Genomic DNA, 25,200 nt, shown 5'->3' with positions numbered 1-25,200 from the left:
TCACCTCGCCATGACCGACAGATTCCCCACGGTGATCACAGCAGTGATAGCCAGGAAAAACATCATCCCCACCGTGGCCACCGCCGCAAAGAGGATCATGAGCGTTTTCCCGATCGCTCCGAGACTCTGGGCCAGCATCGATGTGCCGAGGGGTTGGACCAAGGCACCGGTGATGTTGTACACCATGGCCACCGTCAGGATTTTCAGAGCCGGAAAGGCGCAAATCATGAGCATCACCACTGCTCCTGCCACGCCGACGACATTTTTGAGAAGAAGGGACGCACCGACCACCGTCTCTGTAGCATCGGAGAACATTTTGCCGACAACCGGGACGAAACTGGCGGTGGCGAATTTCGCCACTCGAATCGCCACGCCGTCCGCCACCGCCCGGGTTCCCCCGGAGATGGCGATCACGCCGAGAAAGACTGTGAGACACAAGCCCAGCACCGTGATGGCCGCGGTCCTCAGGACCCCCGCCAATTGGGTTGCCCGGTACCGCTCGGACAGCAAACTGGTGATGTCCAGCACTGCGCTGAAAAAGATCAGCGGGATGACCACCGTTGTGGTCACATAGCTCACCACGTGGGTGATGCCAATGGTCAATGGGTGAAGCATCGCCGCGGTGCTGAAAGCCCCCACCGCGGCCAAAAGGGCCGTCAACAGAGGCAACACGGCGAGCATACAATCGATCATCATTTGAACGGCTCCCCGGGCGGCCCCCACGGCTCCAAAAAACGATTGCACGGCGAGAACAAGGAGGGCCAGGTACACCCCGGCGAAGGCAATCCGGCTGACCTCGGGATGGGAGAAAGACCCTTGCAAGGTCTCCAGGACCGCGGCGAAAATCGCGATCAAGATCAACATGCCGAGCAAACCCAAACTCTTTCCCCACTCGTCGAGGACAAACCGGGCCAGTCCTTTTAGCACCGCCCAGGATCCGGACCCATTCTCCACAAAACCCACCACGGAGGGAATACTGTCCGGAGGGAGATAGCCCCCGTATTTCTCCACGATGTCCCGCCAGAATTGCTCTACGCTGCGGGTGTCCACCCCGGGGACGTCCATCGCACCCGGGCCAGTGCCGGCGGGAGCTGCAGGCCCCGGTGTCGAGGCACCGGGAGCCTCGGACGGCGGCGCCAATGCGGGCGGTGATCCGGACGGCGGGGATGGAGAGGGCGGCGCCTGCCCTTGAGAAGGGACGGGGCCAAACCCTGGGCCGTACCCCGAAAGATCGCCGGCCCGCGTCCCGACCGGGACTTCTCCCCATCCGGGATCCGGCAGCGGCCCCGCCGCCCAGGCCCTTGTTCCAAGCCAGGCCCAAAGAATCCACAGCGTCGCCCCCACCAGAACCACAGCGGCCACCACCCGCCAGGGGCTTTGGGCCGGCGATGGAATCTTCACACCTCCACCCCCATCCCCTTCACTGCAAGACCCGCATGACCGTCTCGACAACAGAAGTGAGGATCGGCACGGCGAGCACCATGATCATCACCTTGCCGGCCAGCTCGATTTTCCCCGCCAATGCCGACTCCCCGGCGTCCCGCACGATTTGGGCGCCAAACTCGGCGATGTAAGCGATGCCGACGATTTTAAAAATCGTCTGCACGAACATCCAGTCGATGTTCGCTGCACCGGCCAGGTGCTCCATCGCGCCGATCACCGTGCCCACCTTCTGGACGATGAGCATAAACAGCGCGGCTCCGGCGAACAACGACAATAGCAGAGCGATTTGGGGCGCTTGGGACCGGATCAGCGCAATGAGCACCGCCGCCGTCAACCCGAATCCGACGATTTGAAGAATCTCCATACCCGTCCCCCGGTCAATGCAGACGGAACACGTCCATAATCTCGTTGAACAATTGGCCGATGTAGTGGATCACCATAAACAGGATCACTACGAACCCCGTCAACGTGGCCCAGTGGGCAAACTCTTCCTTGCCGGACTGGCGCAGTACCGTATGAATAACCGCCACCAACACGCCGACGCCGGCGATTTGGAAAATGGCGCTCAAATCCAGTCCCACGACCACGGCCCCCTTCTCACATCAGCAAAACCACCACGGCAAGGCCGGCCAGTATTCCCAAAGACCGCCACATTCGCACCCGCTGAGCCGCTTCCCCCGCCGCCTCCCGCTCCTGCACCGACAGCCGCTCCAAAGCCATGCGGATGTGTTTCCGCTGATCCTCCCGGTCGGATACACCCAGCGTCCGACCGAACTGCACCAAGATCTCTTCGTCCGCCGGCGCCAGTGCCAGTTCGGCGCACCGTTTTCCCACCGCCGCCTCCCAGTGAACCCCGGCACCGACCTCCGGCCGGCTTTCCAAACCCTCGGCCGCGTCGGCAAAGATCACCGCTGCGGGGGGCGCGCACACCCGGGCGATTCTCGCTAGGGCACGGGGCAAGGGCGTGGCGGAGAAAGCGATTTCCGTATCCAGCAATTGAAGTCCCGCTTGAACCGACCGTAGAGCCTCCACCCGCTTCCTGAGCCTTTCGGCCTTGTAAAACCCAAGACCCGCCGACGCGGTGAGCACAAAGGCGCTGCCGACCCATTGCAACAAGCTCATCCTTCGTCACCCCATGCTCCCGCTTCACGCCACCGGCCCAGGCCGGCCAGTTCCGGCTTTAGCCTGGTCCCGTTTCAATCGCCGACCGGCTTCATCAAACACCCCCTCCACCGTCATGGGCCCCTGGCGCCGGCTGAGCACCACGTACCGGCGGAAGAGCCGCCCCTCCAACAGGGGGCGCAATGCAGGCCGGGACTCGGCGTCAGCCAGGCTGGCGGCGTGGGCAGAAGCCAAAACCACCACTCCGGAACCCACCGCCTCCATCAGTGCGGCAATGTCCGCCGCCCCGCCCACTTCATCGGTGATCAACACCTCGGGGGACATGGAGCGCACCATCATCATCATGCCTTCGGCCTTGGGACACCCATCCAGGACATCAGTACGCGGGCCGAGATCATGGTAATGCCGCCCCTGAAAGGTCCCGGCCAACTCCGATCGTTCGTCCACCACCGCCACCTTGAGGGGCGGAACCCGGGGATGCCAGGCCCCGATGCTCAGATGGTAGGCGAGATCCCGAAGCAAAGTGGTTTTGCCACACTGTGGTGGTGACAGAATGAGGGTGCTGGCGGGCATGCTCATCCCATCGATCAACCAGGGGGCCAGGACTCGGGAAACACCGACAACCGGTTTGGCGATGCGAAAATTCAATCCCGTGATATCCACCTGGGTTTGAATCCGCCCTCCCGCCACCACCGCCCGACCGGCGAGCCCCACCCTGTGGCCGCCCGGCAGAGTAATGTACCCCCGGCGCAGTTCTTCCTCCAGCGCATAAAGGGAGGATTGGGACAACCCCTGAACGATCTGCATCAGCTCCTCGGTGGAGATGACCATTCCTAGATCCGCCGAACGGGCCAAACGCCCATCTTCGGTCAGAAAACCCTCGTGTCCCTTCGTACAGACTTGTACCGGCCGTTCCCGACGGATGCGGATTTCTTCAATTCCACTGAGTCCTCGGGAAAAGCCTTGCCGGAGCGCATCCCGAACCCTCCCGGGCATCAACCGAAGCACCACCCCGGGGACCGCGTTCCCCTCGCCCTCCTTCGCCCGCCGTTGATTCTCGACCTGGGACACCCTACATTCACCCTTTCGGGACAGAGGTTAGTACATCATATGGGACAGGGGTTGCTCATAGACCAATCCCTGGACGGATTCCGCCGGAATTCGCCCGTACCCCCTCGTCCTCGGAGGCATAGAATACATCGGTACATTCCATGCGGGGAGGAACATCGATGGACTGGTTAGCTGTGTTTATCAAGTGGGTCGTGGTGTTCCTTGTCATTTACCTGTTGTTTATGGTCATGGTGCTGACCTTCGTCCATATGAGACAAAAAAAACCAAGCCCCAGGTGGGCACCCTAGGGCTTGAAGTACATGTGTAGATTTCGTTAATGCTGGGTCGGTCAGGCCTGAGGGGGCTTGGATGACACCGCCGACCGACCATCCTGCCTGGATACTTGAGAATCTCCCAGGACCATCGTGTGATGACAATTGGGGCACTCGACCTCCGCTACCCCTTCGTCGTTGACGATCCCTTCATCCAGGTAAAGGGTATCGCCGCATTCCGGGCACTCCAAACGAATATAGGAAGTCTCCTCAATCTCATCATCCGCATCTAGATCGAGGAACTCCTCGACATCCCCGAGATCGTCGTCGATGAGACTTACATATTCTTCCAGTTCCCGCTGACTGTCCGCCCAGTGTTCCACAGAAGCGGACAGACTGTCCAAAACGTCGACCAAACCGTGCAGCAAACGACCTTCCCTCGACTCGGGATCGACCTCAAGACCTGACGCGAGCCCCTTGAGATAGGCGATCTTTTCCCGCACTTGGCTTTCCACGCGGCATCCCCCTTTCGTCAGCCTGCCGAACCGGCGGGTTGCGGGCTCTCCCCGCCCGGCCGGAGGAACCGCCCCTAGTATGTACCCGGCGGGCCGACGGCATGCCGCAACTCCCTCAATCGGAAAAAATCCCCCACAGAATGAGGCCCACGCCGGTGAAGATGAGGACCATCCGCCCCCAGGACAGCTCCTCCGCCATCGCGGCGAGGCCTGTGGCCGTGACGAGAATCAGCACGGTAGGACCGACGAGCGCAAGGGTGGCGTTGATAGCCATCGCTTTCTCCAAGGACTGAAAATATAACATCAAGAGGCCGGCACACACCTCGATGCTGCCCGAGATCAGCCGAAGGGTTCCCATCGCGGTCACTGCGTGCTCCCTCAGTCCGTCCCACATCACTTGGGCCCTCCTGTCCGCATGTCCTCACCGGGGAATATATGCAGACAGGACCCCGGGGAGAACAAATCCCGGACTGGGTCACATCGAGCGACGCCACCGCCGATCACTCATTCCCCCGGCATTACCCGTGCCTCGTCAGGCCCAGCCGGCACCGAGCCGAGCGCCTGGTGAGAAAACCTCCTCTCTCCGGGAACATCCTCTCAGATCCCGCCCAGCGGGCCGCCCCGGGAATCTTCAGGCCCGGGACACGTACTCTCCCCGCCGGGTATCGATCACCAGCTTATCCCCCACGTTGATGAAAAAGGGCACCTGGACCACCAAACCAGTCTCCAGGGTGGCGGGTTTACTCCCCCCGGACGCCGTATCCCCCTTAATCCCCGGGTCTGTCGCCACCACTTCCAAAACCACGGTGTTGGGCAACTCCACCCCGATAGGCGTCCCTTCATGCAACATCACGTAACAATTCATGTTCTCCTTCAGAAATTTGGTTTCCCGCTCGAGTTGAGCCGCCGGAATGGAAAGCTGTTCATAGGTCTCGGTATCCATGAAAGTGTACGAATCGCCATCATTGTACAGGTACTGCATCTCCCGGGTCTCCACCCGGGCTTCCTGCACTTTTTCTCCAGCCCGGAATGTGGTCTCTTTCACCGCGCCGGTTTTTACGTTTTTCAATTTCGTGCGCACAAAAGCGGAGCCTTTCCCCGGTTTGACATGCATAAATTCGATCACTTGCCAAATCTCCCCGTCCACTTCGATGGTCACCCCGGGACGGAAGTCGTTGCTGGAAATCATTCGCCAATCCCCTTTCTACAAAATCAAAAGTTCTTTTGGGGAGAAGGTGAGCCGCGTACATCCTTCTGCGGTCATCACCACATCGTCCTCAATCCGGACCCCCCCCACCCCGGGCAAATAAATCCCGGGTTCAACCGTCACCACCATCCCCGGCCGGAGCACCTCTTCACTTTGTGCCGCCAAACGGGGATTCTCATGGATGGCCAAGCCCACGCCGTGTCCGAGGGAATGCCCAAAGGCTTCACCATACCCGGCATCTTCGATCACCCTTCGGGCCAGGGCGTCCGCCTCCCGACCCGTCATACCCGGGCGAAGATCCTGCAAGGCCCTCTGCTGAGCCTCCAGAACCACCTCATAGATCCGGCGCCGCTGGTCATCTACCCGCCCCACCGCCACCGTCCGGGTCAGGTCGGAACAATATCCCTCGTAAACACAACCAAAATCAAAGGTGACGAGGTCGCCGATCTCCAAAGTTTTTTGGCTTGCCACCCCGTGAGGGAGAGCCGATCGATGTCCCGATGCGACAATGGTCTCGAAGGAAGGCCCTTCAGCTCCGAGATCCTCCATCGTCCGTTCCAAAACCCGGGCCAGATCCAACTCCCGAACCCCGGGCCGGACGTGATCCAACACCGTTCGAAACGCCTGGTCCGCAATGGCGGCCGCCTTTCGGATTTTGACCAGCTCATGGTCGTCCTTGACCATCCGAAGCTCTTCCACCAGCCCCGACGTCCCCTCTAAACGGATCGGATCCAGAGCGGTTTTCAGGCGCTCCCAGGTGCCTACCGTCATATGCTCCTGTTCAAATCCCAGGACTTGAACTCCCCATTCCTTCAAGACCTCGCTTAAGGTTTCCACCATCTGCGCGCCGTGCCGGACCACCCGGAGTCCCTGGACCTGGGTTTGCGCCTGTTCCACATAACGAAAATCCGTCAGGAACACGCCCTCTTCCCGGCCGACCACGACGTACCCCGAAGTTCCCGTAAACCCGCTCAGATACCGGCGATTATCGGGGTCGGCCACAAACAGCGCGTCCAGCTGACGAGCTTCCAACTCCTTCCGGACCCGTTCAATGCGTTCACGCACCTTCTCGTTCCCCTCCTCCTTTGCACGCCTCAAGTAAGGCCTCCAGGGCCAGTCGATAACCCAAGTCCCCCAGCCCCGCGATCACCCCTTTAACCACTGGCGATATTACCGAATGGTGCCGAAAGGACTCCCTGGCATGAACGTTGCTCAAATGTACCTCCACCGCCGGCAGGGGCACCGCCGCCAATGCGTCCCGGAGTGCGATGCTGTAATGGGTCAGCGCGCCGGGATTGATGACAATGCCGTCAAACTGTCCCCGGGCTTGATGAATCCGATCGATCAGCGCACCCTCCCAATTCGACTGAAAGGACTCGATCTCGCAGCCCCGCCCCCGGGCCCAGGCTTGTAAATCCTCGTCGATCTCCTGCAAGGTTTTCCGTCCATAGATCTCCGGCTCCCGCAGCCCCAACGTCCCGAGATTCGGTCCGTGCAACACCAAGAACCTGTACACCCTCCGCCTTCACCCCATCTCCGACGATCCTAAGTCTTTCGTCATTTTATCATTCTCCGCCTGGCGAACACAACGACGCCACCCGAAGGGTCACGGTATATCCCCTCTCGACCGGGACCCAACCTGGAGCCGGGGAATCGTGCACCGATGGCCCCCTTTCGTTGTATACTCGAAACGGATCGGTGCCAAAAACCATGGCAACCCCCACGAACGAAAGGATGGAGACTTATGCCTGAAACTGAAGGCCCGGTGGCATTCACCCAGATTTGCCTGGTGCGCCATGGGGAAACGGCATGGAATCGAGAACAGCGCCTGCAGGGCCACCGGGACGTCCCCTTGACCGACCTCGGCCAACAACAGGCGGAGGCTGTGGCCCGACGTCTTGCCGAAGGGCACTGGGATGCCGTGTACAGCAGCGATCTCATGCGGGCCAGATACACCGCAGAGGTGATTGCCAAGGCATGCGGGATCAATTTTGTAACTGATCCGCGCCTGCGGGAACGCAGTTATGGGCAGTTGGAAGGGTTGACTCGGACGGAAATCGCCCAGCGTTACCCGCATTTGGTGGGGCACGGTTGGGAACACGAGCACTCCGGTGTAGAACCCTGGGAGAGGATGGCCGACCGCGCCCAGGAAGCCCTGGCTGACATGACGGCTCGACACAAGGGGTCCCGCCTTATCGTCGTCAGCCACGGCGGCTGGATTCGCGCCCTGCTCGGCCGCCTGTTCCCCAATTGGGATCTAAAATCTCCCATCGACAACACGAGCATCACCGTGTTGCACCAGGAGGGGGACAAGTGGCGGCTTCTCGTCGCGAACGACATTTCTCACCTCGTGGAACCGCGAATAAGCCAAGGGGATGTCGTTTAACCTAAACACGGCGACACGGCCAAATTTTAGCCCAAGCCTTGGAGGTGAACGACCAACGATGAACGTTCAGCAACTCCAGCAGGCCGCCCGACAAGCCCAGGACCTGTGCAACCGGCTCATTGCCCAGGAACAGCAGAATGCCGCACAATTGAATCAGTTCGGCCAAGATACCTTTCAGAACATGTCCCAGCTCGAATCCAACGCTGCGAGAGAACTTCGCCAGATTCAGCAATTGTGTGCCCAGATCGAACAAGGACTGGCGGCCACTGCCCAGACCGGGGCTGTGTCGGGAGCCGGCATCGCCCCCATGCAGTCGGTGTCATACACCGCCCCCTATGGTCCGGCCCAGGGGTTAAGCCGTCCGGATATCCCCGGCGGAACCTTACAGCAAGTCATGCAGGCGGATCGAAACCCGTTTACGGGTCCTTGGTACCGCCCGACACCGGTATCCGGCGCCCAGTCCGCTGGCATACAGGGGGGAGGCGTCAACACCGCCGCCATCTCCCAAGTCCTCCAGGCGGACCGGCAGCCGGGGTCCAATCAGAACCAACCCGCCGGCTGGTACGGTTCGGCAGCCGGGCAAACTGGCGGCCAAACCTGGCAAGCCGGGGGCCAGGGCGCTCAAGCGGCCGGATACTCCCAGGCTGCCCAGGGTGTCAATCAGACCGCCGTGCAACAAGTTCTTCAAGCCGACCGAGGCCAGGGGGAAGCTGGGAATTGGCAACGCCAAGGCCAGGCGAGTCAGGCGGGTTATACCCAAGGATACTATGGTCAAGGAACTGGCGTGAATCAAGTGATGCAAGCCGCCCAGCGGGCCAACTGAAATTCAGCGGCGCACCCGGACCGGCGGATCGAGGTGCCCCGGGGCACCTAGACCGCGTCGACACCACTCAAGAGGGGCCTTTTTTCGAGGCCCCTCGTGGTATTTTACAAAGCCCACGGTCTAGGAGGATGGCTCGCCCGTCCAACGCAGCACCGGCGCACGGGCCGCCCGGGTTTCGTCCAAACGGGAAACCACCGTCGTATGCGGGGCTGAACGCACCTTTTCAGGATCGGATTTCACCTCTTCGGCGATTTGAACCCACGCGTCGACAAAAGCATCCAGCGTCTCTAGACTTTCGGTTTCCGTCGGCTCGATCATCAAGGCTTCTTCTACGATTAACGGAAAATACACCGTGGGCGGGTGAAACCCGAAATCGATCAGCCGCTTCGCCATATCCAACGTTCGCACGCCTTGGCGTTTTTGCCGGGCTCCGGAAAGGACGAATTCGTGTTTGCAGGTCCGACCGTAAGGCAACTCAAAGTACGGCGCCAATCGCCTCATCAAATAGTTCGCACTGAGCACCGCGTCCTCGGACACCCGCCGCAGACCCTCGGGTCCCATCGCCCTGAGGTAGGCGTAAGCCCGAACCAACACCCCGAAGTTCCCGTAAAACGAGTGCACCCTCCCGATGCTCTGGGGGCGATGGTCGTCCAGCACCACCCGGCCCCCTTCCCGCCGGATCACCGGAGATGGCAAAAAAGGTTCCAAGAATGCCTTCACGCCTACGGGGCCCGCCCCGGGGCCGCCGCCGCCGTGGGGCGTGGAAAAGGTTTTGTGCAGGTTCATGTGAACCACATCGAAGCCCATATCCCCGGGCCTCGCTTTCCCGAGGATGGCGTTCGCATTGGCCCCGTCATAATAGAGGAGTCCCCCGGCCGCGTGTACCCGTTCGGCAATCTCAACAATCTGTTCCTCAAAAAGGCCCAAGGTATTAGGATTGGTCAACATGAGAGCCGCTGTGTCCCCGCCGAGCACGCGCTCCAGGGCCCGGAGATCGACCCCTCCCCGGTCATTCGACGGCACCGTCACCACCCGAAAACCGGCCATCGCCGCACTGGCGGGATTCGTTCCGTGGGCGGAATCGGGGATGATCACCGTCGTCCGGTCTTCTCCCCGGGACCGGTGATAGGCCCGGATCATCATCAACCCCGTCCATTCACCCTGGGCGCCGGCCGCAGGCTGGAGACTCACCGCGTCCATGCCCGTTACCGCCGCCAAGGCTTCTTGCAGCGCAGCCATGAGTTTTAGGGCTCCTTGAACCGTTTCAACCGGCTGGAGTGGGTGAAGGCCGGCAAAACCAGACATTCGGGCAAACTGTTCATTTCGTTTTGGATTGTATTTCATCGTACAAGAACCCAAAGGATAAAAACCGAGATCCACCCCGTGATTGCGCCGGGAAAGTGCCGTGTAATGGCGAATCACATCGGGTTCACTCACTTCTGGGAGCCCGGGCGGGACCTGCCGCAGATAGTCCCCGGGCAGCGCGTCTGCCAGATCCACCTCGGGCACGTCGCAGGCCGGGAGGTCCACCCCCCGCCGTCCGGGCCGGGATTTTTCAAAAATCAACTGCATGTCGGTCACGATCGAACCCCCTCTTTCACCGCATCCACCAAACGGTCCATTTCCGCCCGGGTCCGCTTTTCTGTCACTGCCAAAAGCCAGCCTCCCCGCCAGTCTGTCCGGTACTCACCAAGATCCAGGCCCCCCAAGATCCCTTGTTGCAACAACACCCGGTTCACCTTCGCCGGATCCACGGGTAGGCGCAGGGCAAACTCGTTGAAGAAGGGCGCCCCGGGGATGAGGGGCTCGACGCCGGGGATCCCCGTCAAGCGGTTGAACAGATAGTGGGCTTTTTGTAGATTTAACCCGGCGAGATCGGCCAAGCCACCGGGCCCCAAGGCCGCCAGGTAAACGGTTGCCGCCAAGGCATTCAAGGCTTGGTTGGAGCAAATATTCGATGTCGCTTTTTCCCGGCGAATGTGCTGCTCCCGGGCCTGGAGGGTCAGGACGAAACCCCGGTGTCCACGGGTATCCACCGTTTGTCCCACGATCCGGCCGGGCAGGCGGCGCATCAGCGCCCGGGAGGAGGCCATGAGACCAAGATACGGCCCTCCGAAGGAAAGAGGGTTCCCGAGGGGCTGCCCCTCGGCCACGGCGATGTCCGCTCCGCACGCGCCCGGCGACTCCAAAACGCCTAGGGCGACGGGATAGGCGGCGACGATGAGCAGCGCCCCGACCTCGTGGGCCCGCCGGGCAAAGTCGCGAAGGGGCTCCACAATCCCGAGAAAATTGGGGTACTGGACCACCACCGCCGCCACCGATTCATCAAGCTCGTTTAAGGCTGCCGCCGATGAGCGGCCATCGGTATCCCGCCACGCCACCACTTCTACATCCTGCGCCTCACAATAGGTGCGGATCACTCGGCGATACGCGGGGTTGAGGAGGTCGGACACCCACACCCGGCTCCGGCGGGTTGCCGCGCAGGCGGCCAGCGCCGCCTCGGCGGTGGCCGAGGCGCCGTCGTACATCGAAGCATTCGAAACCTCCATGCCTAGCAACTCGCAGACCATGGTTTGATACTCAAAAATCGCCTGGAGGATCCCTTGGCTGATCTCGGGTTGATAGGGAGTATAGGAGGTGTAAAATTCGCTGCGACCGATAATTGCATCCACCACCGCAGGAACGTGGTGATCGTAGGCACCGGCTCCGAGAAAACAGGCCATCTCAGCAGCCGGTCGATTCTCCCCGACCAACTCGGTCATATGCCGATCCAACTCCACTTCCGACAGGCGCTCCGGAACCTGCAAAGCCCCGCGAAATCGCACTTCTTCCGGAATGTCGTCAAAAAGTTCCTCAATGTCGGAGATCCCGAGCACCGCCATCATGCGCCGCCGGTCTTCTTCTGTGTGCGGCAAGTAACTCCACGCATTCACTGCACTCCCCCCAATCCCGGTGCGCCGGCTCCCTTCGCCGACGACCGCGCTCTTTTATAAAAGGGCTTTTCCACCACCGTGGCGGCCAGGGATCTCCCTCGCACTACCACGTCCAGGGCCTGACCGGGCGAAGCGAATTCCTCCTCCACCATGGCCAGTCCGATGTTGCGCTGTACAGTGGGCCCAAAAGACCCGCTGGTCACCCAGCCGATTTCCCGTCCCCCAGACTTCACGGCATAACCCGACCGGGGAATGCCCCGGTCCACCATAACAAGACCTACGAGCCGCCGGGTCACCCCCCTCTCCAGTTGGGACAGCAGGGCGTCTCGGCCGATAAAATCCCCGGCGTCCCATTTGACAAACGCCTCGAGGCCGGCTTCCAAGGGCGTGATCTCTTCGGTTAGTTCGTGGCCATAAAGCGGCAGCGCCGCCTCTAGCCGAAGAGTATCCCGGGCGCCCAGCCCTGCGGGGATGAGGCCAATGGGCCCTCCGATCTCCAGCAGTCGGTCCCATAGTTCCAGCCCTCGGTCAGCGGGGACATACAGCTCAAAACCATCTTCCCCCGTATACCCCGTGCGGGAAATCAGGCCCTGTACCCCGGCCACCGATCCCACCTCGGCCCGAAAGGGTTTCAGACTCTCGCCATCCCCTTTCGCCGCCCGCAGAACCGCCACAGCCTCGGGGCCCTGCAGGGCGAGAAGAGCGGTCTCCTCGGTACGATCGGCGATTTCGACGCCCGGAAGGCGATGCTCCTGCAGCCAGGCCAAATCTTTGGCCGTGTTGGCCGCATTGACCACCAGCATGTAGCGATCTGCATCCAGTCGGTAGACCAACAGATCGTCCACCGTGCCGCCGCTGGGCAGGCACATCATCGTGTACATGGCCCGGCCCGGCGAAAGGGCGGCGACATTTCCGGTGACCATCCGCTGAAGAAAAGGCGTACTTTCTGGCCCGGAGATTTCGAATTCGCCCATGTGGGAAACATCGAACAGCCCGGCCCGGGTGCGCACACCCCGGTGTTCTTCCAGGATCCCCGCGTACTGGACCGGCATATCCCAGCCGCCGAACTCGATGATTTTTGCCCCCATCGCCTCATGGGCCGGGTAGATCGGTGTCCGCTTGCCCATCGTGCTCCCTCCCGTTTCACCGAAAGCAAAAAATGACAAAGAGACGAGGTTTCCCATCCCCGTCTCTCTGTCCTTCAACCTGAGAGCATGCCCGGATGGCCGCCGGTCCATTCGCCGGCCGTCCAGGTTACCCCTTTGGTGGCCCCGACCATCGCCGGGGCACTCTCCAGAGACTCGTCCGGATGCGGTACTTTTGCCTGAGAGTTTCGCGGGAGGATCGGGAATCCTCCCCTTGCTCCTTCGGCGGTGCATCAGCACCCTCTCCCGCACCCTTCATCCGACATCGCATCATTTGGTTGGATATTCTTCATATTACCGAAGATCGGGGCCAGGCGCCACCAGTTTTCCGCCGTGCGTAAAAAAAAGAGAATGGACACACACTAAGGCTGTCATGTCTTGGGGGGATGGATCGTGAATCACCTGCCGGAGGTGGAATTCAATGAATCCGCCTTTGACGAGTTCGTGACCCGGGTCCGGGAGGATCGCTGGGACTCTTGGGCCATGTTTCAATTGGCCCTGGAAGCACACCGGCGGCAGTTGACCGAGGATTTTGACCGTTTAACCTGCATCGAACAACTGCCCGCAGTCATTCCCTATCCGCACCAACTCCGCACCGCTGAGCGAGTGCTTCGAGAATTTCGCGGTCGGGCGATCCTCGCCGATGAAGTGGGCCTAGGTAAAACGATCGAGGCAGCACTGGTTCTGAAGGAATATCTAATTCGTGGTCTTGTGCAGAAAGCCTTAATCCTCGTCCCCGCATCCCTCGTGCTGCAGTGGACACGGGAATTGAACGAAAAATTCAACATTCCCGCCTTCGCCCAAAGAAACGAATGGTCTTGGTCCACCTACAATATTTTGGTCGCTTCCATTGATACCACCAAGCGGGACCCCCATCGCCAGGCTGTTCTGAGCCAACCCTGGGACATGGTCATCGTCGACGAGGCCCACAAGCTCAAGAACCGCAAAACGAAAAACTGGCAACTCGTCAATCAGTTGCAGAAAAAATATTGTTTATTGCTCACTGCCACGCCGATTCAAAATGACCTGCGGGAACTGTACAACCTGATCACCCTATTAAAACCGGGACAGCTGGGGAGCTTCCGGGAGTTCTGCCGCAATTTCGTCGAAGATAAGCGAACGCCAAAAAATCCGGCCGGACTGCGCAAAGCCCTCGATGCAGTGATGATTCGGAATAAACGAAGCGAAGGCAATGTCGAGTTCACCAAACGGTACGTGCGCCAAGTCCCGTTGCAACTGTCTCCGGAGGAGCGCGTTTTTTACGAGGCCGTCACCGCCTTCATTCGGGAAGAGTACCGTCGGCGCATCGACACATCCCAAAATGTCCTTCATTTGATCACCCTACAACGGGAAATGTGCAGTTCGCCGTACGCGGCCTTGAACACCCTGGAACGCATGGCAAAGGATGAGGTCCATCCTGCGGGCTTTCGAGCCCGGTTGCTGGAACTGTGCGAACTCGGGGCTCGAATCCCCGCTTACACGAAAGTGGAAACCACCATCGACTTGGTGAACCAGATCCATGACAAAGTGATCGTGTTCACCGAGTATCGAGCTAGCCAAGATTTTCTTCTTTACATGATGAAACGGCGAGGCATCCCGGCCGTGCCCTTTCGCGGCGGATTCCAACGCGGGAAAAAGGACTGGATGAAAGACATCTTTTCGAAAAGGGCCCAGGTGATGGTCGCCACCGAAGCGGGGGGTGAAGGGCTTAACCTCCAGTTCTGTAACCAGATCATCAATTTTGACCTGCCCTGGAACCCCATGCGGGTTGAACAGCGCATCGGCCGGGTTCACCGTTTGGGCCAAACCCGGGATGTGTTCATCCACAACCTGGCCACGGCCGATACCATTGAACAATATATCGTTGAATTGCTCCAAGAAAAAATTCGCCTCTTTGAACTGGTCATTGGCGAACTCGACCTGATTCTCGGCAAAATGCGCTTATCCGCCGACGACTTTGAGCGACAAGTCATTCGCTGGATTATGGATGCTGAACATCCGGATCGGCTTCGGGAAAAAATGGACGAGTTCAACCACGCTTTTGAGTCGGCGAAGGCCGAATGGGCCCGGGAACGCGCGACAGAGGGCGTGGAACTGCCCGGTTTGATCTAGAGGACGCCTGTAACCCGAGAGTTCCGCCACACAATACGCCCCTGGGGCGGCCGCCTGGAGGGAGTCCATGGAAAACATCGAAGCCATCCGCACCTTCGCGAGAAGCTACTTCATCCACACCGGCGCAACCCTCATCGAAGACAGCGATACGCGCCTTGCCGTACGCGTGCCCATCGAGATCGACAAAGAGCTCACCGACCGGCCATATTATTGGATGTGGGTGGAAGCCACCGGCCAGGAGGTGGAGCCGCCGACCTACACGTTCATTTTCGACCCTGAGGCCACCGAGGAAGAGGACGAAACGGCCGAATGGTTGGCCCCTGGAAGTTTTCGTCTGCAGCGAATGTACGAATCGGTATGTCGCCGGGGACGCTATGTACGCCAGTTTGAGGTGAGCCGTCCGGACATCTTACTCCGGCCGGTCCTCTTGGTGTATTGGAAAATCTCGTATGTCTCGGACCGGCGAAAAGATCGGTTATTGGCCGCCGCCGTAGACTTGGTGGAGGGGCGGGTCACCATCCGCACGGACGCCTCTTTGCCACCGGTGCAACTTTCTGACACTCCTTCGGCTCGACATTTTGAGAAAGCCCGAATCGACTGGCCAGAAGCCACAGGTCTTCTCCAGGCCGCCCTGCGCCTTCATCTTAGCCACGAGGATCACCGCTGGGCCGAGGAAGCCCTGGAGAGGCTTCGGGAAGAAGAGCAGCGCCTGGCCCTGTATTTTCAACAGATTCTTCGGGAACGGGAGGAGGATCGTCGCACTTTGGAAGCAGAGTGGGCTATCCGCCGGGAGGAACTGAAATGGCGTCTCGCCCCGCGTATCCTAGCTGATCCTCTTCAATGGGCTTTGCTTTTCCTCACCCCCGCCTCGATGCTCATCTGGTTCGACAACCGGCGATCGGCTTCGCTCACTCGTCCGGTGGATATGTGGGAGAAGGAGGGGGCGTTTCTTCCAGCCTCGGTCCGAGCCAGTCAATCTGCCGGAGCCGGGCATCGGGACCGTCCAAGTGTCCGTGCCGATTCATCTGCACAATGCGGCTTCGCATTACGTCCACAAGAACTTCCAGCTCCCGGGCTACCCGCCCGTAGATCTCCGGAGGTGGATAATTGCTCGTAAATAACGTCGGCCGAGCGGTGGTAAAACGAGTATTGATAATCCGAAACATCTTCTCCAGTGTAAAGTCACTCGGCCGCTCCTGGGCAAACTCATCGATGGCGAGCACCGGCACCCGGCAATACGCCTCCACGATGGGTTCCACATCCTGCCCAGACGCAATGCGGCTGCGGAGGCGGTCAAAAATCATGTCCGCCCGGACAAAGAGCGTCGGGACCCGCCTTTCCTCCAGGCGATTGACGATCGCCAGGAGAAGATGTGTTTTCCCCACCCCCGGCGGCCCAAAGATGTACAGGCCCTTCATCGGCACCCCGGGTTCCGCCGTCTCGGCAAACTCCACCGCCGCTTTGTACAAGTCCGGGAACCGGCGCTTTTGCTCCTCGGGAAAATTCTCGAAGGTAAAGCGGCCGTCCGCCTCAGTCTTGCCCGAGAACGCCTCCAGCTCTTTTAAGCGGCGTCTTTCCAACCACTCTTGATACGGACGGCAATACCCGGTTCGAACGGTAATCTCGCCCTGGTAAACTTCCAGTTGGTCGAACATGCCCCGGGCGTCTCCCTGCTTGCCACACTGTTCGTAACCCCGACACTTGCCGCAGATCTCCTGCTGTTGCAAGTAGGCAAACAATAAGCCACTGCCCCGAATCACCGCCCGGGGCTTTAGTCCGAGTTCGCGGAGTTGGGGAATTCGCTCATAAAAGAAAGAAGGGTCGGTCTTTGCCCCCGGGCGCCGTAACGCCGCCAGACTGGCCAGCGATCCGATGGACTCCATATGGCCGTCCCTCCCCTAACATTCACCGAGTCAACGGTTGAAGAGACGCCGATGCGTCGATATCGATCACCTGCGCCCCTCGCAAATCGGGTCGCAAAACCATCGAATGGGCCGCCAGCCCTGCCCCCGCCCAGGCCTGAGTCATGGCGGGACCCACTGGCTCTTCGTCTCCAGCCCGGCAGAAGGCAATCAAGGAAGGCCCGGAACCGCTCAATGCCACGCCCAAAGCTCCGGCTTTCCGACCCGCATCCGCGGCGGCATCCATGCCGGGGATGAGAGACATTCGGTAAGGTTCGTGTAGCACATCATCCATGGCCGCCCCAGCCGTTTCTAGATCCCCCGTGGCAAGGGCCCCGACCAACAGACCCACCCGGTTCACGTTGTGGACGGCATCGGAAAAGGGCACCGAGGTCGGAAGCACTTTCCGGGAATCTTTCGTGGCCAGGGGTACTTCAGGCACGACGACAACGCAAACGAGATCTTGGGGTACCGGTAATTTGACGTACCGCGTTTTTTCCCCGGTCTTCCCGGACACGACGATCCCGCCGAAAAGCGCGGCGGCGACGTTGTCAGGATGCCCTTCCATGGCCACCGCCAACTCTAGCAGATCATCCGCGGACAGCGGCCGCCCGCACAGTTCGTTGGCCGCCGCCAACCCACCCACAATAGCCGTGGCACTGCTGCCCAGCCCCCGGGTCACCGGGACCGCATTGTGAGCCCGCAACTTCAATCCTGGTCTTCGTCTGCCGAGTTGATCAAACACGTACTGCACCGCTTTATAGATCACGTTTTCAGAAGTCGCCGGAATCATGTCCGCGCCGGCGCCGGTAACTTCAAATTGCAATCCCTGATCCATAATCTCGAGTTCGATCTCATTATAAAGCTGCAACGCCATGCCCAAACTGTCGAATCCCGGGCCGAGATTCGCCGTGGTGGCCGGCACTCGAACCTTTACCGCCACGAGGGGTCCCCCATTTCTCTCCAAAATCTCATCCCCAAGCTCACGACCGAAGCGCTTCCGAACCCATCATCGCATCGGCCACCGCTTCTTCGGTGGCCTCCACCACCTGCGGGCCCTCTGCCCGTCCAGGGGCGTGCAGCAACGCTGTATCCGGATCCTTGAGCCCGTTGCCGGTCAAGACGCAGACGGCCGTCATTCCCTTTTCCAGCCGGCCCTCGGCTCGGGCTTTGACCAGTCCCGCCACCGAGGCGGCGGAAGCGGGCTCACAGAAGATCCCTTCCCGAGCCACCCATCGGTAAGCCTCGAGAATCTCCTCATCCGTTACTGCGCCCATCATCCCGCCAGACTGCTCCACCGCCTCCACCGCCCCGTTCCAGCTCGCAGGATTCCCAATTCGTATGGCTGTGGCAATCGTTTCCGGGTGAGCAATCGCTTTACCTTGTACGATGGCCGCCGCTCCTTCAGCCTCGAAACCAAACATACGCGGGCGATGCCGGGTACGCCGATGAAGGTGATACTCGACAAACCCTTTCCAATAAGCGGTAATGTTACCGGCATTACCCACTGGAATCGCAAGCACGTCCGGGGCTTCCCCCAGTTCGTCGCAAATCTCGAAGGCCGCCGTTTTCTGGCCCTCAATCCGAAAAGGGTTGACGGAGTTCACCAAAGTCACCGGGTGGGTCTCGGCTAGATGTCGAACGATCGCCAATGCCTGGTCAAAATTCCCCCGGACTGCGACGACCTGGGCTCCATACATATACGCCTGGGCCAGTTTTCCTTGCGCGATCTTTCCATCCGGGATTACCACCACCGCGCGCATTCCCGCCCGGGCCGCATAGGCGGCGGCTGACGCCGATGTATTCCCCGTGGAAGCGCAAATTAACACCTTGGCTCCGTCCTCTTTCGCCTTTGTCACCGCCATGGCCATCCCGCGGTCTTTAAACGAACCTGTGGGATTAAGGCCTTCGTACTTTAGCCAAATCTCGAGGCCGGTGCGCTCGGACAGTTGTCGGGCATAGATGAGCGGTGTATTGCCTTCTTGTAGGCTGACCGGCTCCGTGTCCGGCCCCACGGGCAAGAACTCTCGGTACTCCTCCACGACACCCCGCCACATGGTGTGACCCTCCTCCTTCACTGACTGTAACCGACAATTTCCGCCCGGCGGACCCCGGTCATCCCGATCAAGGTCTTCACCAAGGCGTCGACGGGGTTGGTCATGTCGGAAACGTCCACCATCACCGTCACCAGAGCGGCTTGGTGCACCGGCATACCCTGATTGATAGTAAGAACGTTTCCCCCAGCCCGGGCAATGGCGTCCAATACGACAGAAAGGACCCCCGTGCGATGCTCAAGAATGAGCGACAGGGTCACCACATGCTCCCGCCCTTCTTCATCGTACAGATGCACCAGGTCACGGTACTTATAAAAAGCACTTCGGCTCAAACCGACCTGGGAGACAGCATCGTGAACCCTCTCCACTTCCCCGCTGGCAAGCAAGGTCTTGACCTGAACCGTTTTGAGCATGGCTTCCGGGAGGATCTCTTCCGCCACCAGATAGTATCTTCGGCGATTCCCTTCACCCACGCCCGTCACCCCGCGATGTTTACTGTAGGTGGATTGCAATCCTCTACTGGTAGACAGTATAACATCGCGAGCTGAAGTTGACAATCGCCGGTTACGGAGTGTAGCTTTTCAATCGCTGCCCCTGAGCAGCCCCCTGGCCAAAGAGCCTCTCTCTCCGCCGCAAAACACCGGGCCGGACCGTGGGCTGCACCGCTACGTGGCCCGAGATATAGATATCGTGCCAAAGCAAAAACATCAAAACCGTCCACAGCTTCCGGGCGTAGTCCCCTCGCCCGAGCCGATGATCTTCAAGCCTGGCAAGTAGCCATTCCCGATCAAAATACTGATCGACCGACTTATCGGATAGGCGCTCCCTGGCCCAATCGTACAGCTCGTCCCGCAACCAGCGCCGGGTCGGAACCGGAAAACCCAACTTTTTGCGTCTCGATACCGCTTCGGGCAGAATGTCCCGGACAGCCTCCCGCAACACGTACTTGGTGGTGCCCTCCAAAAGGCGAAGCGAGGTTGGAATGCGCCGAGCTACATCGAAAACCCGCACATCCAAGAAAGGCACCCGAAGCTCCAGGGAGTTGGCCATCGTCATCTTGTCGGCTTTCATGAGAATGTCACCGGGAAGCCAGGTATGAATGTCTACGAGCTGCATTTGGGTGACTTCATCCATGTCGGCAAATCGCTCGTACAACGGCTCAGTCACGACTTTCACGCCAGCGAATCCCCCATCGGGGGTCCACTTGACAAAGGCCCGCTTCTCATTGTCCGAAAAAATGTTGGCGTTCCCCACAAACCGGTCGGAGAGTAAGCGAGACCCCCGAAGGAGAAACCCCCGGCCCTTCATCCCCGAAGGCAATCCCCGGGCCCATTCTCCCAAGCCCCGGCGCACTCCGTCGGGCAAGAAATGAAACATTCGCAGGGACAGCGGTTCTCGATAAATGGTATATCCCCCGAATAATTCATCTGCCCCCTCCCCGGAAAGTACCACCGCAACGTCGGAAGAGGCCAACTCCGCTACAAAGTAGAGGGCGATCGCCGAGGGGTCTGCGACCGGCTCATCCTGGTAATAAGCCAAATCGGGAAGAACCTCCGCATACCGATCCGCCGAGATCACGACATCTCGGTGGTCAGTACCGAGAATCCTCGCCGTTTCCCGAGCATACTCGATTTCGCTCATCCCGCCGGCCCCTTCAAAGCCCACGGTAAAGGTTTTCACCTGCTCAAGTTCTTTCAACAGGGCGACGATGGTACTGGAGTCAACCCCACTGGAAAGAAAAGCGCCCCGGGGCACATCGCTGTTCATATGCGCTCGGACAGACTCCCGCAACACCTCCCGGACCTCGTCCACGAAAACGGGTAGCGGTCGATCTTCCGGTTCGAAAGTCGCCTCCCAATACCTTCCGAGCTTTGCTTCCCCATCCCGCCAAATCAGCCGGTGCGCCGGTGGCAACTTCTTAATGCCCTCAAACATCGTCTCTGGGTCGGGCACGTATTGGAACGTGAGATAGTTCCACAACGATTCCGGCTTCACCCGGGCTTCGATCCCGGGGGCCGCCAAGAGGCTTTTGATCTCCGAGGCAAAAACAAGTCCTTCGGGGGTCAGAGTATAGTACAGCGGTTTGATCCCAAAATGATCCCTGGCCAACAACAACGTGCGCCGGGGCTCATCCCAAATCGCAAAGGCAAACATGCCCCGGAGTCTGCCGACTAAATCTGGCCCTTCTTCTTCGTACAGATGCACCAAAACTTCAGTATCGGTGTCCGTGCGGAACCGGTGTCCCCGCTCCACGAGCTCGCGGCGAAGCCATTTGTAATTATAGATCTCCCCGTTAAACACCACCCAGATCGAGCCGTCCTCATTGGACATGGGTTGGTGTCCGCCAGCCACGTCGATGATGGAAAGACGGCGGAATCCGAACCCCACCCCCGACCCCAGGTAGAATCCTTCATCATCCGGTCCCCTGTGAATGATCCGTTCCGCCATCTGCCGAAGAGTCTCCATCTCGACATTTCCATCCCGGTTCGCGATTCCACAAATCCCGCACATGACCCCATCCTCACCTTCCCGCTTATCCCAATCGAACCGCACGCCCGCCCGGTTCGCCCAGGCTAAAGTGATTCACGATGGCTTCGGCGACAGCTTGTGCCGTTTGATCGCTGGTATCGATCGTCAAGTCCGCCCACTCGTACATCCCTCGACGTTCCTGGAGAAGCTCGTGCACCCGGGCAATCCGGGAATCCCCGCCAAGCAGCGGCCGGACCGCTGGGTCGCCGACCAACCGCGCAACCAACACGTCCTCCCGGGCGGAGAGATAGACCGTTTTCCCGCTTGCTTTCATGATCTCCACATTTCGCCCCCGAAGGACGATCCCCCCTCCGGTGGCGATGACCCACCCACTGCGCCCGGATAGTTCCAACAAAGTCGCCTGCTCGAGATCGCGGAAAAACGATTCCCCTCCCTTTGCAAAAATCTCGGGGATCTCCATACCTTCCTTGCGGACGATCTCGTCATCCGTATCTGCAAACGACCACCCGAGCCGTTCGGCCAACAGCCGCCCCACCGTGGTTTTTCCACTTCCCATGAAACCGATGAGATACAGGTTGGTCAAATCGTCCCCTCCCTCATTGCATCTATCCTACCACACCACACGATCCACTTTAAGGACCGGAGCCAAAATCCGTCCCCTCTTGCCAACTCCGAATTGCGAAACTCCCTGGATCCACCTCCACCCGCAAAGACCGCTGGACGACATCCCCAATACGACCCCGGGAAACCACCACGATCAACGGCCCGGGCTCCTCGGCGACTGCGACCTCCACCCGCCCCAAGTCCAAGGGCAACTGTTGCGTCCCCCTCCAGTCCGGGTGTTGACGCAATTGCTCCAGGGCCCATTCCCATCCCACCTCAGCCAATCGGTCCGCCTGATCGGCTCGCACCTGCCGCACAATCCGCTCAAAATGGCCGTGCACTTTGTCGAACAATGTCCACACGGCCATCTGCATCACCAAGGCCAGGGCGAGCGTCGCAGGAAGGATCCATCCACCGCACCCCCGTGACAGTATCACGGTCCGGAACCCTCTCCAGATCTGGAACCCGCATCGGGGAGGAGGCGCCGCGAAGCGAGAAAACCGACCATCGGCTCCTGATCCCAGGGCCGCGCCCACCAGGTCTCAACGGTGAGCCCTCCGGGCTCCACGACAAACCAGATGCGTTTCACTCCATTGGCCAGAACGACGTCCCCCTCCCCGTTCACAGATTGAAGGACCTGCCCATGGTCGCCCAGCCGCAGGGAGATCCATTTTCCCCGCCCATCGCGAAATTCCACCCTCCTTCCCCCGCCCCGAACCTCATCCGCGTCGTGAAACTCCCGGGACAACCGGACCATCAGTCGGCGCCACTGTTCTTCCCCTTCGATCCCTGCATCGATTCGATTCGCACTGGAAGCGACGGCGGCCCACCACTGTGCCCAGGTCATCCATATCACAGCCGCCATCACCGCAACCAGCGCCGTCTCCAGAAGAATAAAACCCTGCACACCTTTTTTATTCACGCGGAATCCGCCTTTCGGGGGCAGGTTCGATGAAGCTCAGCTCCCGGTCACCGCGGATACCGTGCCACCTGACCTTCAGTCGGGCAACGAGAACTTCATTCCACCTCTGCGCACCCTCCCACGCGACGAGGTACTGAACCCCCGACCTCTGCACCACTTCCCCGACAGCCACTCCGGTAGCCACCCGCCGCTCCCGGGCTTCAAGGGCCAGATTCCGGGCTATGGCCCATTGTTGCGCGTCCCGATATTCTGCCAAAAGTGCCAGGGTGTAAGCCCCGGCCGTACCAATCAGAAGAACGGTGCAAAGGGTGGCGAGTAACGCCTCCATCATTATGAACCCGTCACGGCCCAAGGAAAATCACCACCCCACTGTCTGGGTAGATCCGGGCGCCCATGCGATCTCCGAATCGGTTGCACAGCCAGATCGTCCCGCCCTGAATCCCGCTGCCCCGGGGGTTGAAGCGCAGATGGGTGTCCGGCAGGGGCAAAATGCCGGTCGCGTACGCAATGCCGGATTTGTTGTCCACCGTTCTGACGTGTTCCACCCCGCGGTACACCATGTAATCCGGGCGAGTCCTCCAAAATCTCAGTTCATAGAAGACGCCTTCCGCCTCGGCCCGGCTCTGGCACTCCCTTAAATCTGCCGTCAGCCGCTCCGCTGCAGCTCTTAATTCCCAGTACGCCAGCCACCGCACCATACCCGGAATGGCAACGGCGGAGAGCGCACCTATGAGAAGCAGTGCAGCCATCGCTTCGAGCAAAGTAAACCCCCTCGCTCTCTCACAATCCCAAAACACCGTGCAACGAACAGGAAACCTCCGGTGTCCCGGCCGCCCCTTCCTTGATCTCATAATGACCTCCCCCCGGACACTTGGGCGATGATTCCAACAACTTTGCGTCAACCAAAGCCTGAAGGGCTGCCTCCGACGACCCTGGCAAGGGGATATCCTGCACCAGATCCCACTGAACGATGACCATGCGAAGCAACCGCTGGTTACTTTCGCAACCCGTCTTTTGCGCGGCCTCACCTGCAGCCCGCAGATTGGGCACCGCCAAGGAAATAAGAACCCCAATAATGGTCACGGCCACCAACAACTCAATCAACGTAAAACCACCCTGGTACGACCGCTTGCGTCTGCGCCGGGTCTTTGCTTCCGAAGTCACCTTACGACACCACCCGCCCCATCAATTTCGTGATCGGCAGGTAGAGAAGGACAAAAATCCCCAAAATCAACACACCGATGACTCCCGTCAGAGCCGGCTCCAGCCACCGGATCCATAATTCCGTGCGCCTCCTTTGTCTGGCCGCGATGCGCTCGGCCAACACAAGTAACGCCCTATCCATCTGGCCGGTCCCCAGTGCCAATTCCACCACCCGACGCAACTCTTCTGTGCACTGCGGCCACCTCCCCAAGGTCTCGGAAAGGGACTCCCCTTCGGCCATCCGCTGTCGCACATATCGGGCCGCTCCGGAGACCCGGGTTCTCAATCCGCCCAGGTGAGCCAGTGTTTCCTCTAAGGACACGCCGGCAGCCAGCATGGTGCCGACGAGAAAAGACCACTCGAAGGTAAAGGCGTCGTACAACCCCAGCGTCTGGGCGCAGCGCCGTAGGGGCGATCGTCGACTCAAACTGTAGCCCTGCATACCCTCCGGGACTGGAGCGGAAAGTTCTCTGCCCCGCCTTTGCCGACGTCCGGGGGCCCATAACCATAGGGCGAGTCCCAGAGCGGCGGCAGCCAGCGCGCCGAGGCCGCCCCCGGCCCACCGAATCGCTTCCAGGTCAATCCCGGGATCCAGGCCTAGGGGTTGGTAAAAATCTTTCAGCTTTGGCAGTACGACCACGAGAAACAGGATACATACCCCCGTCGCCGCCACAGTCACGAAGAGCGGGTAAGTGAGTTGCCGCCACATCTCCCGCCAGTGCCGGTCCCACTGAGCAGCCTGCCCACCGAGGACAGTCATCATCTGGACCCATTCTCCCGTGGCCTCCCCTACCCGGATCAATGGAAGCCACAATAGATATTGTCCCGCCTCTTCATAGAGTTCCGAAAGGGACCGACCTTCCCGAAGCCCGTCGCGCCACTGCAGCAAAAGCGTTGACAACGGTCCAGTCCGCGCGACGGCTATAACATCCAAGGCGTCATCCAAGGGTATCCCCGCTTTTAGATACGAGGCCAAATCTGTCCACAACTCCGCCCAATCCCTCAGGGGAACCCGCGGG

At 60.0% G+C, this 25,200-nt stretch carries 29 protein-coding genes, 1 pseudogene and 2 riboswitches; of the genes and pseudogenes, 5 read left to right on the top strand and 25 right to left on the bottom strand.

All coding sequences use genetic code 11. The annotated features are described in order from the left end of the window. The 5 genes from spoIIIAE to spoIIIAA are packed head-to-tail and all read right to left on the bottom strand — an operon-like array spanning nucleotide 1 to nucleotide 3,636. On the bottom strand, nucleotides 1-1,401 hold the full coding sequence (spoIIIAE, locus tag CVV65_RS05060) for a stage III sporulation protein AE (RefSeq protein WP_100667219.1): 1,401 nt from the start codon (nucleotides 1,399-1,401) through the stop codon (nucleotides 1-3). Between the two features lie 19 nt (nucleotides 1,402-1,420). After that, on the bottom strand, nucleotides 1,421-1,807 hold the full coding sequence (gene spoIIIAD, locus CVV65_RS05055) for a stage III sporulation protein AD (RefSeq protein ID WP_100667218.1): 387 nt from the start codon (nucleotides 1,805-1,807) through the stop codon (nucleotides 1,421-1,423). 13 nt (nucleotides 1,808-1,820) lie between these two features. Then, nucleotides 1,821-2,024, bottom strand: coding sequence for a stage III sporulation protein AC (gene spoIIIAC, locus CVV65_RS05050; protein ID WP_041303678.1), 204 nt, complete (start codon nucleotides 2,022-2,024; stop codon nucleotides 1,821-1,823). 16 nt (nucleotides 2,025-2,040) lie between these two features. Then, a complete protein-coding gene (spoIIIAB, locus tag CVV65_RS05045; RefSeq protein ID WP_100667217.1) occupies nucleotides 2,041-2,565 on the bottom strand; it encodes a stage III sporulation protein SpoIIIAB in 525 nt (174 codons plus the stop codon). A 24-nt stretch (nucleotides 2,566-2,589) separates the two neighbouring features. Continuing rightward, the gene (gene spoIIIAA, locus CVV65_RS05040; protein WP_100667216.1) at nucleotides 2,590-3,636 is read right to left on the bottom strand and encodes a stage III sporulation protein AA; all 1,047 of its coding nucleotides are present in this window, start codon (nucleotides 3,634-3,636) and stop codon (nucleotides 2,590-2,592) included. 158 nt (nucleotides 3,637-3,794) lie between these two features. Between spoIIIAA and CVV65_RS17265 the strand changes: the two genes are divergently transcribed. Continuing rightward, nucleotides 3,795-3,923, top strand: coding sequence for a hypothetical protein (locus CVV65_RS17265; RefSeq protein ID WP_269148834.1), 129 nt, complete (start codon nucleotides 3,795-3,797; stop codon nucleotides 3,921-3,923). Nucleotides 3,924-3,964: 41 nt separating this feature from the next. On the opposite strand, the gene CVV65_RS05035 is transcribed toward CVV65_RS17265, so the two are convergent. The 5 genes from CVV65_RS05035 to aroQ form a co-directional block, all read right to left on the bottom strand. Further along, entirely contained in the window at nucleotides 3,965-4,402 is a 438-nt protein-coding gene (locus CVV65_RS05035) for a CD1247 N-terminal domain-containing protein (RefSeq protein WP_100667215.1), read from the bottom strand. Between the two features lie 115 nt (nucleotides 4,403-4,517). Then, nucleotides 4,518-4,796 carry a YqhV family protein gene (locus CVV65_RS05030; RefSeq protein WP_100667214.1) on the bottom strand — a complete coding sequence of 93 codons (279 nt, stop codon included), beginning with the start codon at nucleotides 4,794-4,796 and terminating at the stop codon, nucleotides 4,518-4,520. 237 nt (nucleotides 4,797-5,033) lie between these two features. Beyond that, nucleotides 5,034-5,591 carry an elongation factor P gene (gene efp, locus CVV65_RS05025; protein ID WP_013074770.1) on the bottom strand — a complete coding sequence of 186 codons (558 nt, stop codon included), beginning with the start codon at nucleotides 5,589-5,591 and terminating at the stop codon, nucleotides 5,034-5,036. A gap of 15 nt (nucleotides 5,592-5,606) precedes the next feature. Then, a complete protein-coding gene (locus tag CVV65_RS05020) occupies nucleotides 5,607-6,674 on the bottom strand; it encodes a M24 family metallopeptidase (protein ID WP_100667213.1) in 1,068 nt (355 codons plus the stop codon). Next, nucleotides 6,667-7,125, bottom strand: a complete 459-nt coding sequence (aroQ, locus tag CVV65_RS05015) for a type II 3-dehydroquinate dehydratase (RefSeq protein ID WP_100667212.1) — start codon at nucleotides 7,123-7,125, stop codon at nucleotides 6,667-6,669. Before aroQ ends, CVV65_RS05020 begins: the two co-directional genes overlap by 8 nt. Nucleotides 7,126-7,353: 228 nt before the next feature. Between aroQ and CVV65_RS05010 the strand changes: the two genes are divergently transcribed. Together CVV65_RS05010 and CVV65_RS16890 are read left to right on the top strand one after the other, a co-directional pair. Further along, nucleotides 7,354-7,995: a histidine phosphatase family protein gene (locus CVV65_RS05010; RefSeq protein WP_157935384.1), complete on the top strand. Its 642-nt coding sequence runs from the start codon at nucleotides 7,354-7,356 to the stop codon at nucleotides 7,993-7,995. A gap of 58 nt (nucleotides 7,996-8,053) precedes the next feature. Then, the gene (locus tag CVV65_RS16890; RefSeq protein ID WP_198592132.1) at nucleotides 8,054-8,818 is read left to right on the top strand and encodes a hypothetical protein; all 765 of its coding nucleotides are present in this window, start codon (nucleotides 8,054-8,056) and stop codon (nucleotides 8,816-8,818) included. Nucleotides 8,819-8,938: 120 nt separating this feature from the next. Here the strand turns inward: CVV65_RS16890 and gcvPB are convergent, their stop codons facing one another. The 3 genes from gcvPB to gcvT are packed head-to-tail and all read right to left on the bottom strand — an operon-like array spanning nucleotide 8,939 to nucleotide 12,878. Further along, nucleotides 8,939-10,390: an aminomethyl-transferring glycine dehydrogenase subunit GcvPB gene (gene gcvPB, locus CVV65_RS05000; protein ID WP_100669198.1), complete on the bottom strand. Its 1,452-nt coding sequence runs from the start codon at nucleotides 10,388-10,390 to the stop codon at nucleotides 8,939-8,941. A gap of 5 nt (nucleotides 10,391-10,395) precedes the next feature. After that, complete coding sequence (gene gcvPA, locus CVV65_RS04995; RefSeq protein WP_100667210.1) at nucleotides 10,396-11,751, bottom strand: aminomethyl-transferring glycine dehydrogenase subunit GcvPA; 1,356 nt, start codon at nucleotides 11,749-11,751, stop codon at nucleotides 10,396-10,398. Then, on the bottom strand, nucleotides 11,748-12,878 hold the full coding sequence (gene gcvT / locus CVV65_RS04990) for a glycine cleavage system aminomethyltransferase GcvT (RefSeq protein WP_100669196.1): 1,131 nt from the start codon (nucleotides 12,876-12,878) through the stop codon (nucleotides 11,748-11,750). Before gcvT ends, gcvPA begins: the two co-directional genes overlap by 4 nt. Nucleotides 12,879-12,942: 64 nt before the next feature. After that, a riboswitch (glycine riboswitch) is annotated at nucleotides 12,943-13,051 on the bottom strand. A 2-nt stretch (nucleotides 13,052-13,053) separates the two neighbouring features. Continuing rightward, a riboswitch (glycine riboswitch) is annotated at nucleotides 13,054-13,155 on the bottom strand. A gap of 134 nt (nucleotides 13,156-13,289) precedes the next feature. Here gcvT and CVV65_RS04985 point away from each other — a divergent pair. Together CVV65_RS04985 and CVV65_RS04980 are read left to right on the top strand one after the other, a co-directional pair. Beyond that, on the top strand, nucleotides 13,290-15,008 hold the full coding sequence (locus CVV65_RS04985; RefSeq protein WP_100669194.1) for a DEAD/DEAH box helicase: 1,719 nt from the start codon (nucleotides 13,290-13,292) through the stop codon (nucleotides 15,006-15,008). 67 nt (nucleotides 15,009-15,075) lie between these two features. Next, nucleotides 15,076-15,822 (top strand): annotated as a pseudogene (locus tag CVV65_RS04980) (YqhG family protein); the annotation flags it as partial. A 94-nt stretch (nucleotides 15,823-15,916) separates the two neighbouring features. Here the strand turns inward: CVV65_RS04980 and CVV65_RS17075 are convergent. The 12 genes from CVV65_RS17075 to CVV65_RS04920 all read right to left on the bottom strand — a co-directional run bounded on the left by CVV65_RS17075 (nucleotide 15,917) and on the right by CVV65_RS04920 (nucleotide 25,169). Then, entirely contained in the window at nucleotides 15,917-16,891 is a 975-nt protein-coding gene (locus CVV65_RS17075) for an ATP-binding protein (protein ID WP_100667208.1), read from the bottom strand. Nucleotides 16,892-16,913: 22 nt separating this feature from the next. Further along, nucleotides 16,914-17,852: a homoserine kinase gene (gene thrB, locus CVV65_RS04970; protein WP_100667207.1), complete on the bottom strand. Its 939-nt coding sequence runs from the start codon at nucleotides 17,850-17,852 to the stop codon at nucleotides 16,914-16,916. A 40-nt stretch (nucleotides 17,853-17,892) separates the two neighbouring features. Further along, complete coding sequence (gene thrC, locus CVV65_RS04965) at nucleotides 17,893-18,966, bottom strand: threonine synthase (RefSeq protein ID WP_100667206.1); 1,074 nt, start codon at nucleotides 18,964-18,966, stop codon at nucleotides 17,893-17,895. A 17-nt stretch (nucleotides 18,967-18,983) separates the two neighbouring features. After that, on the bottom strand, nucleotides 18,984-19,445 hold the full coding sequence (locus tag CVV65_RS04960) for an ACT domain-containing protein (protein WP_100667205.1): 462 nt from the start codon (nucleotides 19,443-19,445) through the stop codon (nucleotides 18,984-18,986). A gap of 82 nt (nucleotides 19,446-19,527) precedes the next feature. Then, nucleotides 19,528-21,474: an asparagine synthase (glutamine-hydrolyzing) gene (asnB, locus tag CVV65_RS04955; protein ID WP_100667204.1), complete on the bottom strand. Its 1,947-nt coding sequence runs from the start codon at nucleotides 21,472-21,474 to the stop codon at nucleotides 19,528-19,530. A gap of 22 nt (nucleotides 21,475-21,496) precedes the next feature. Further along, nucleotides 21,497-22,036 (bottom strand): shikimate kinase, encoded by a 540-nt coding sequence (locus CVV65_RS04950; RefSeq protein WP_232796714.1) that lies wholly within the window; start codon nucleotides 22,034-22,036, stop codon nucleotides 21,497-21,499. 49 nt (nucleotides 22,037-22,085) lie between these two features. Beyond that, nucleotides 22,086-22,493 (bottom strand): hypothetical protein, encoded by a 408-nt coding sequence (locus CVV65_RS04945; RefSeq protein ID WP_100667203.1) that lies wholly within the window; start codon nucleotides 22,491-22,493, stop codon nucleotides 22,086-22,088. Further along, nucleotides 22,490-22,978 (bottom strand): hypothetical protein, encoded by a 489-nt coding sequence (locus tag CVV65_RS04940; protein ID WP_100667202.1) that lies wholly within the window; start codon nucleotides 22,976-22,978, stop codon nucleotides 22,490-22,492. The genes CVV65_RS04945 and CVV65_RS04940 overlap by 4 nt, the downstream gene beginning before the upstream one ends. Beyond that, complete coding sequence (locus CVV65_RS04935) at nucleotides 22,971-23,309, bottom strand: hypothetical protein (RefSeq protein WP_232796713.1); 339 nt, start codon at nucleotides 23,307-23,309, stop codon at nucleotides 22,971-22,973. The genes CVV65_RS04940 and CVV65_RS04935 overlap by 8 nt, the downstream gene beginning before the upstream one ends. Before the next feature lie 10 nt (nucleotides 23,310-23,319). Then, a complete protein-coding gene (locus tag CVV65_RS04930; RefSeq protein ID WP_133121223.1) occupies nucleotides 23,320-23,829 on the bottom strand; it encodes a pilus assembly FimT family protein in 510 nt (169 codons plus the stop codon). After that, on the bottom strand, nucleotides 23,759-24,142 hold the full coding sequence (locus CVV65_RS04925; protein ID WP_100667199.1) for a competence type IV pilus major pilin ComGC: 384 nt from the start codon (nucleotides 24,140-24,142) through the stop codon (nucleotides 23,759-23,761). Before CVV65_RS04925 ends, CVV65_RS04930 begins: the two co-directional genes overlap by 71 nt. A gap of 1 nt (nucleotide 24,143) precedes the next feature. Then, nucleotides 24,144-25,169: a type II secretion system F family protein gene (locus CVV65_RS04920; protein ID WP_198592131.1), complete on the bottom strand. Its 1,026-nt coding sequence runs from the start codon at nucleotides 25,167-25,169 to the stop codon at nucleotides 24,144-24,146. Between the last annotated feature and the right edge of the window lie 31 nt (nucleotides 25,170-25,200).

It is taken from the genome of Kyrpidia spormannii (genome assembly GCF_002804065.1).
In the GTDB taxonomy this organism is placed as follows: domain Bacteria; phylum Bacillota; class Bacilli; order Kyrpidiales; family Kyrpidiaceae; genus Kyrpidia; species Kyrpidia spormannii.
Note: the sequence above shows the minus strand (reverse complement) of the source record. Positions and strands in the feature narration are given on the sequence as shown.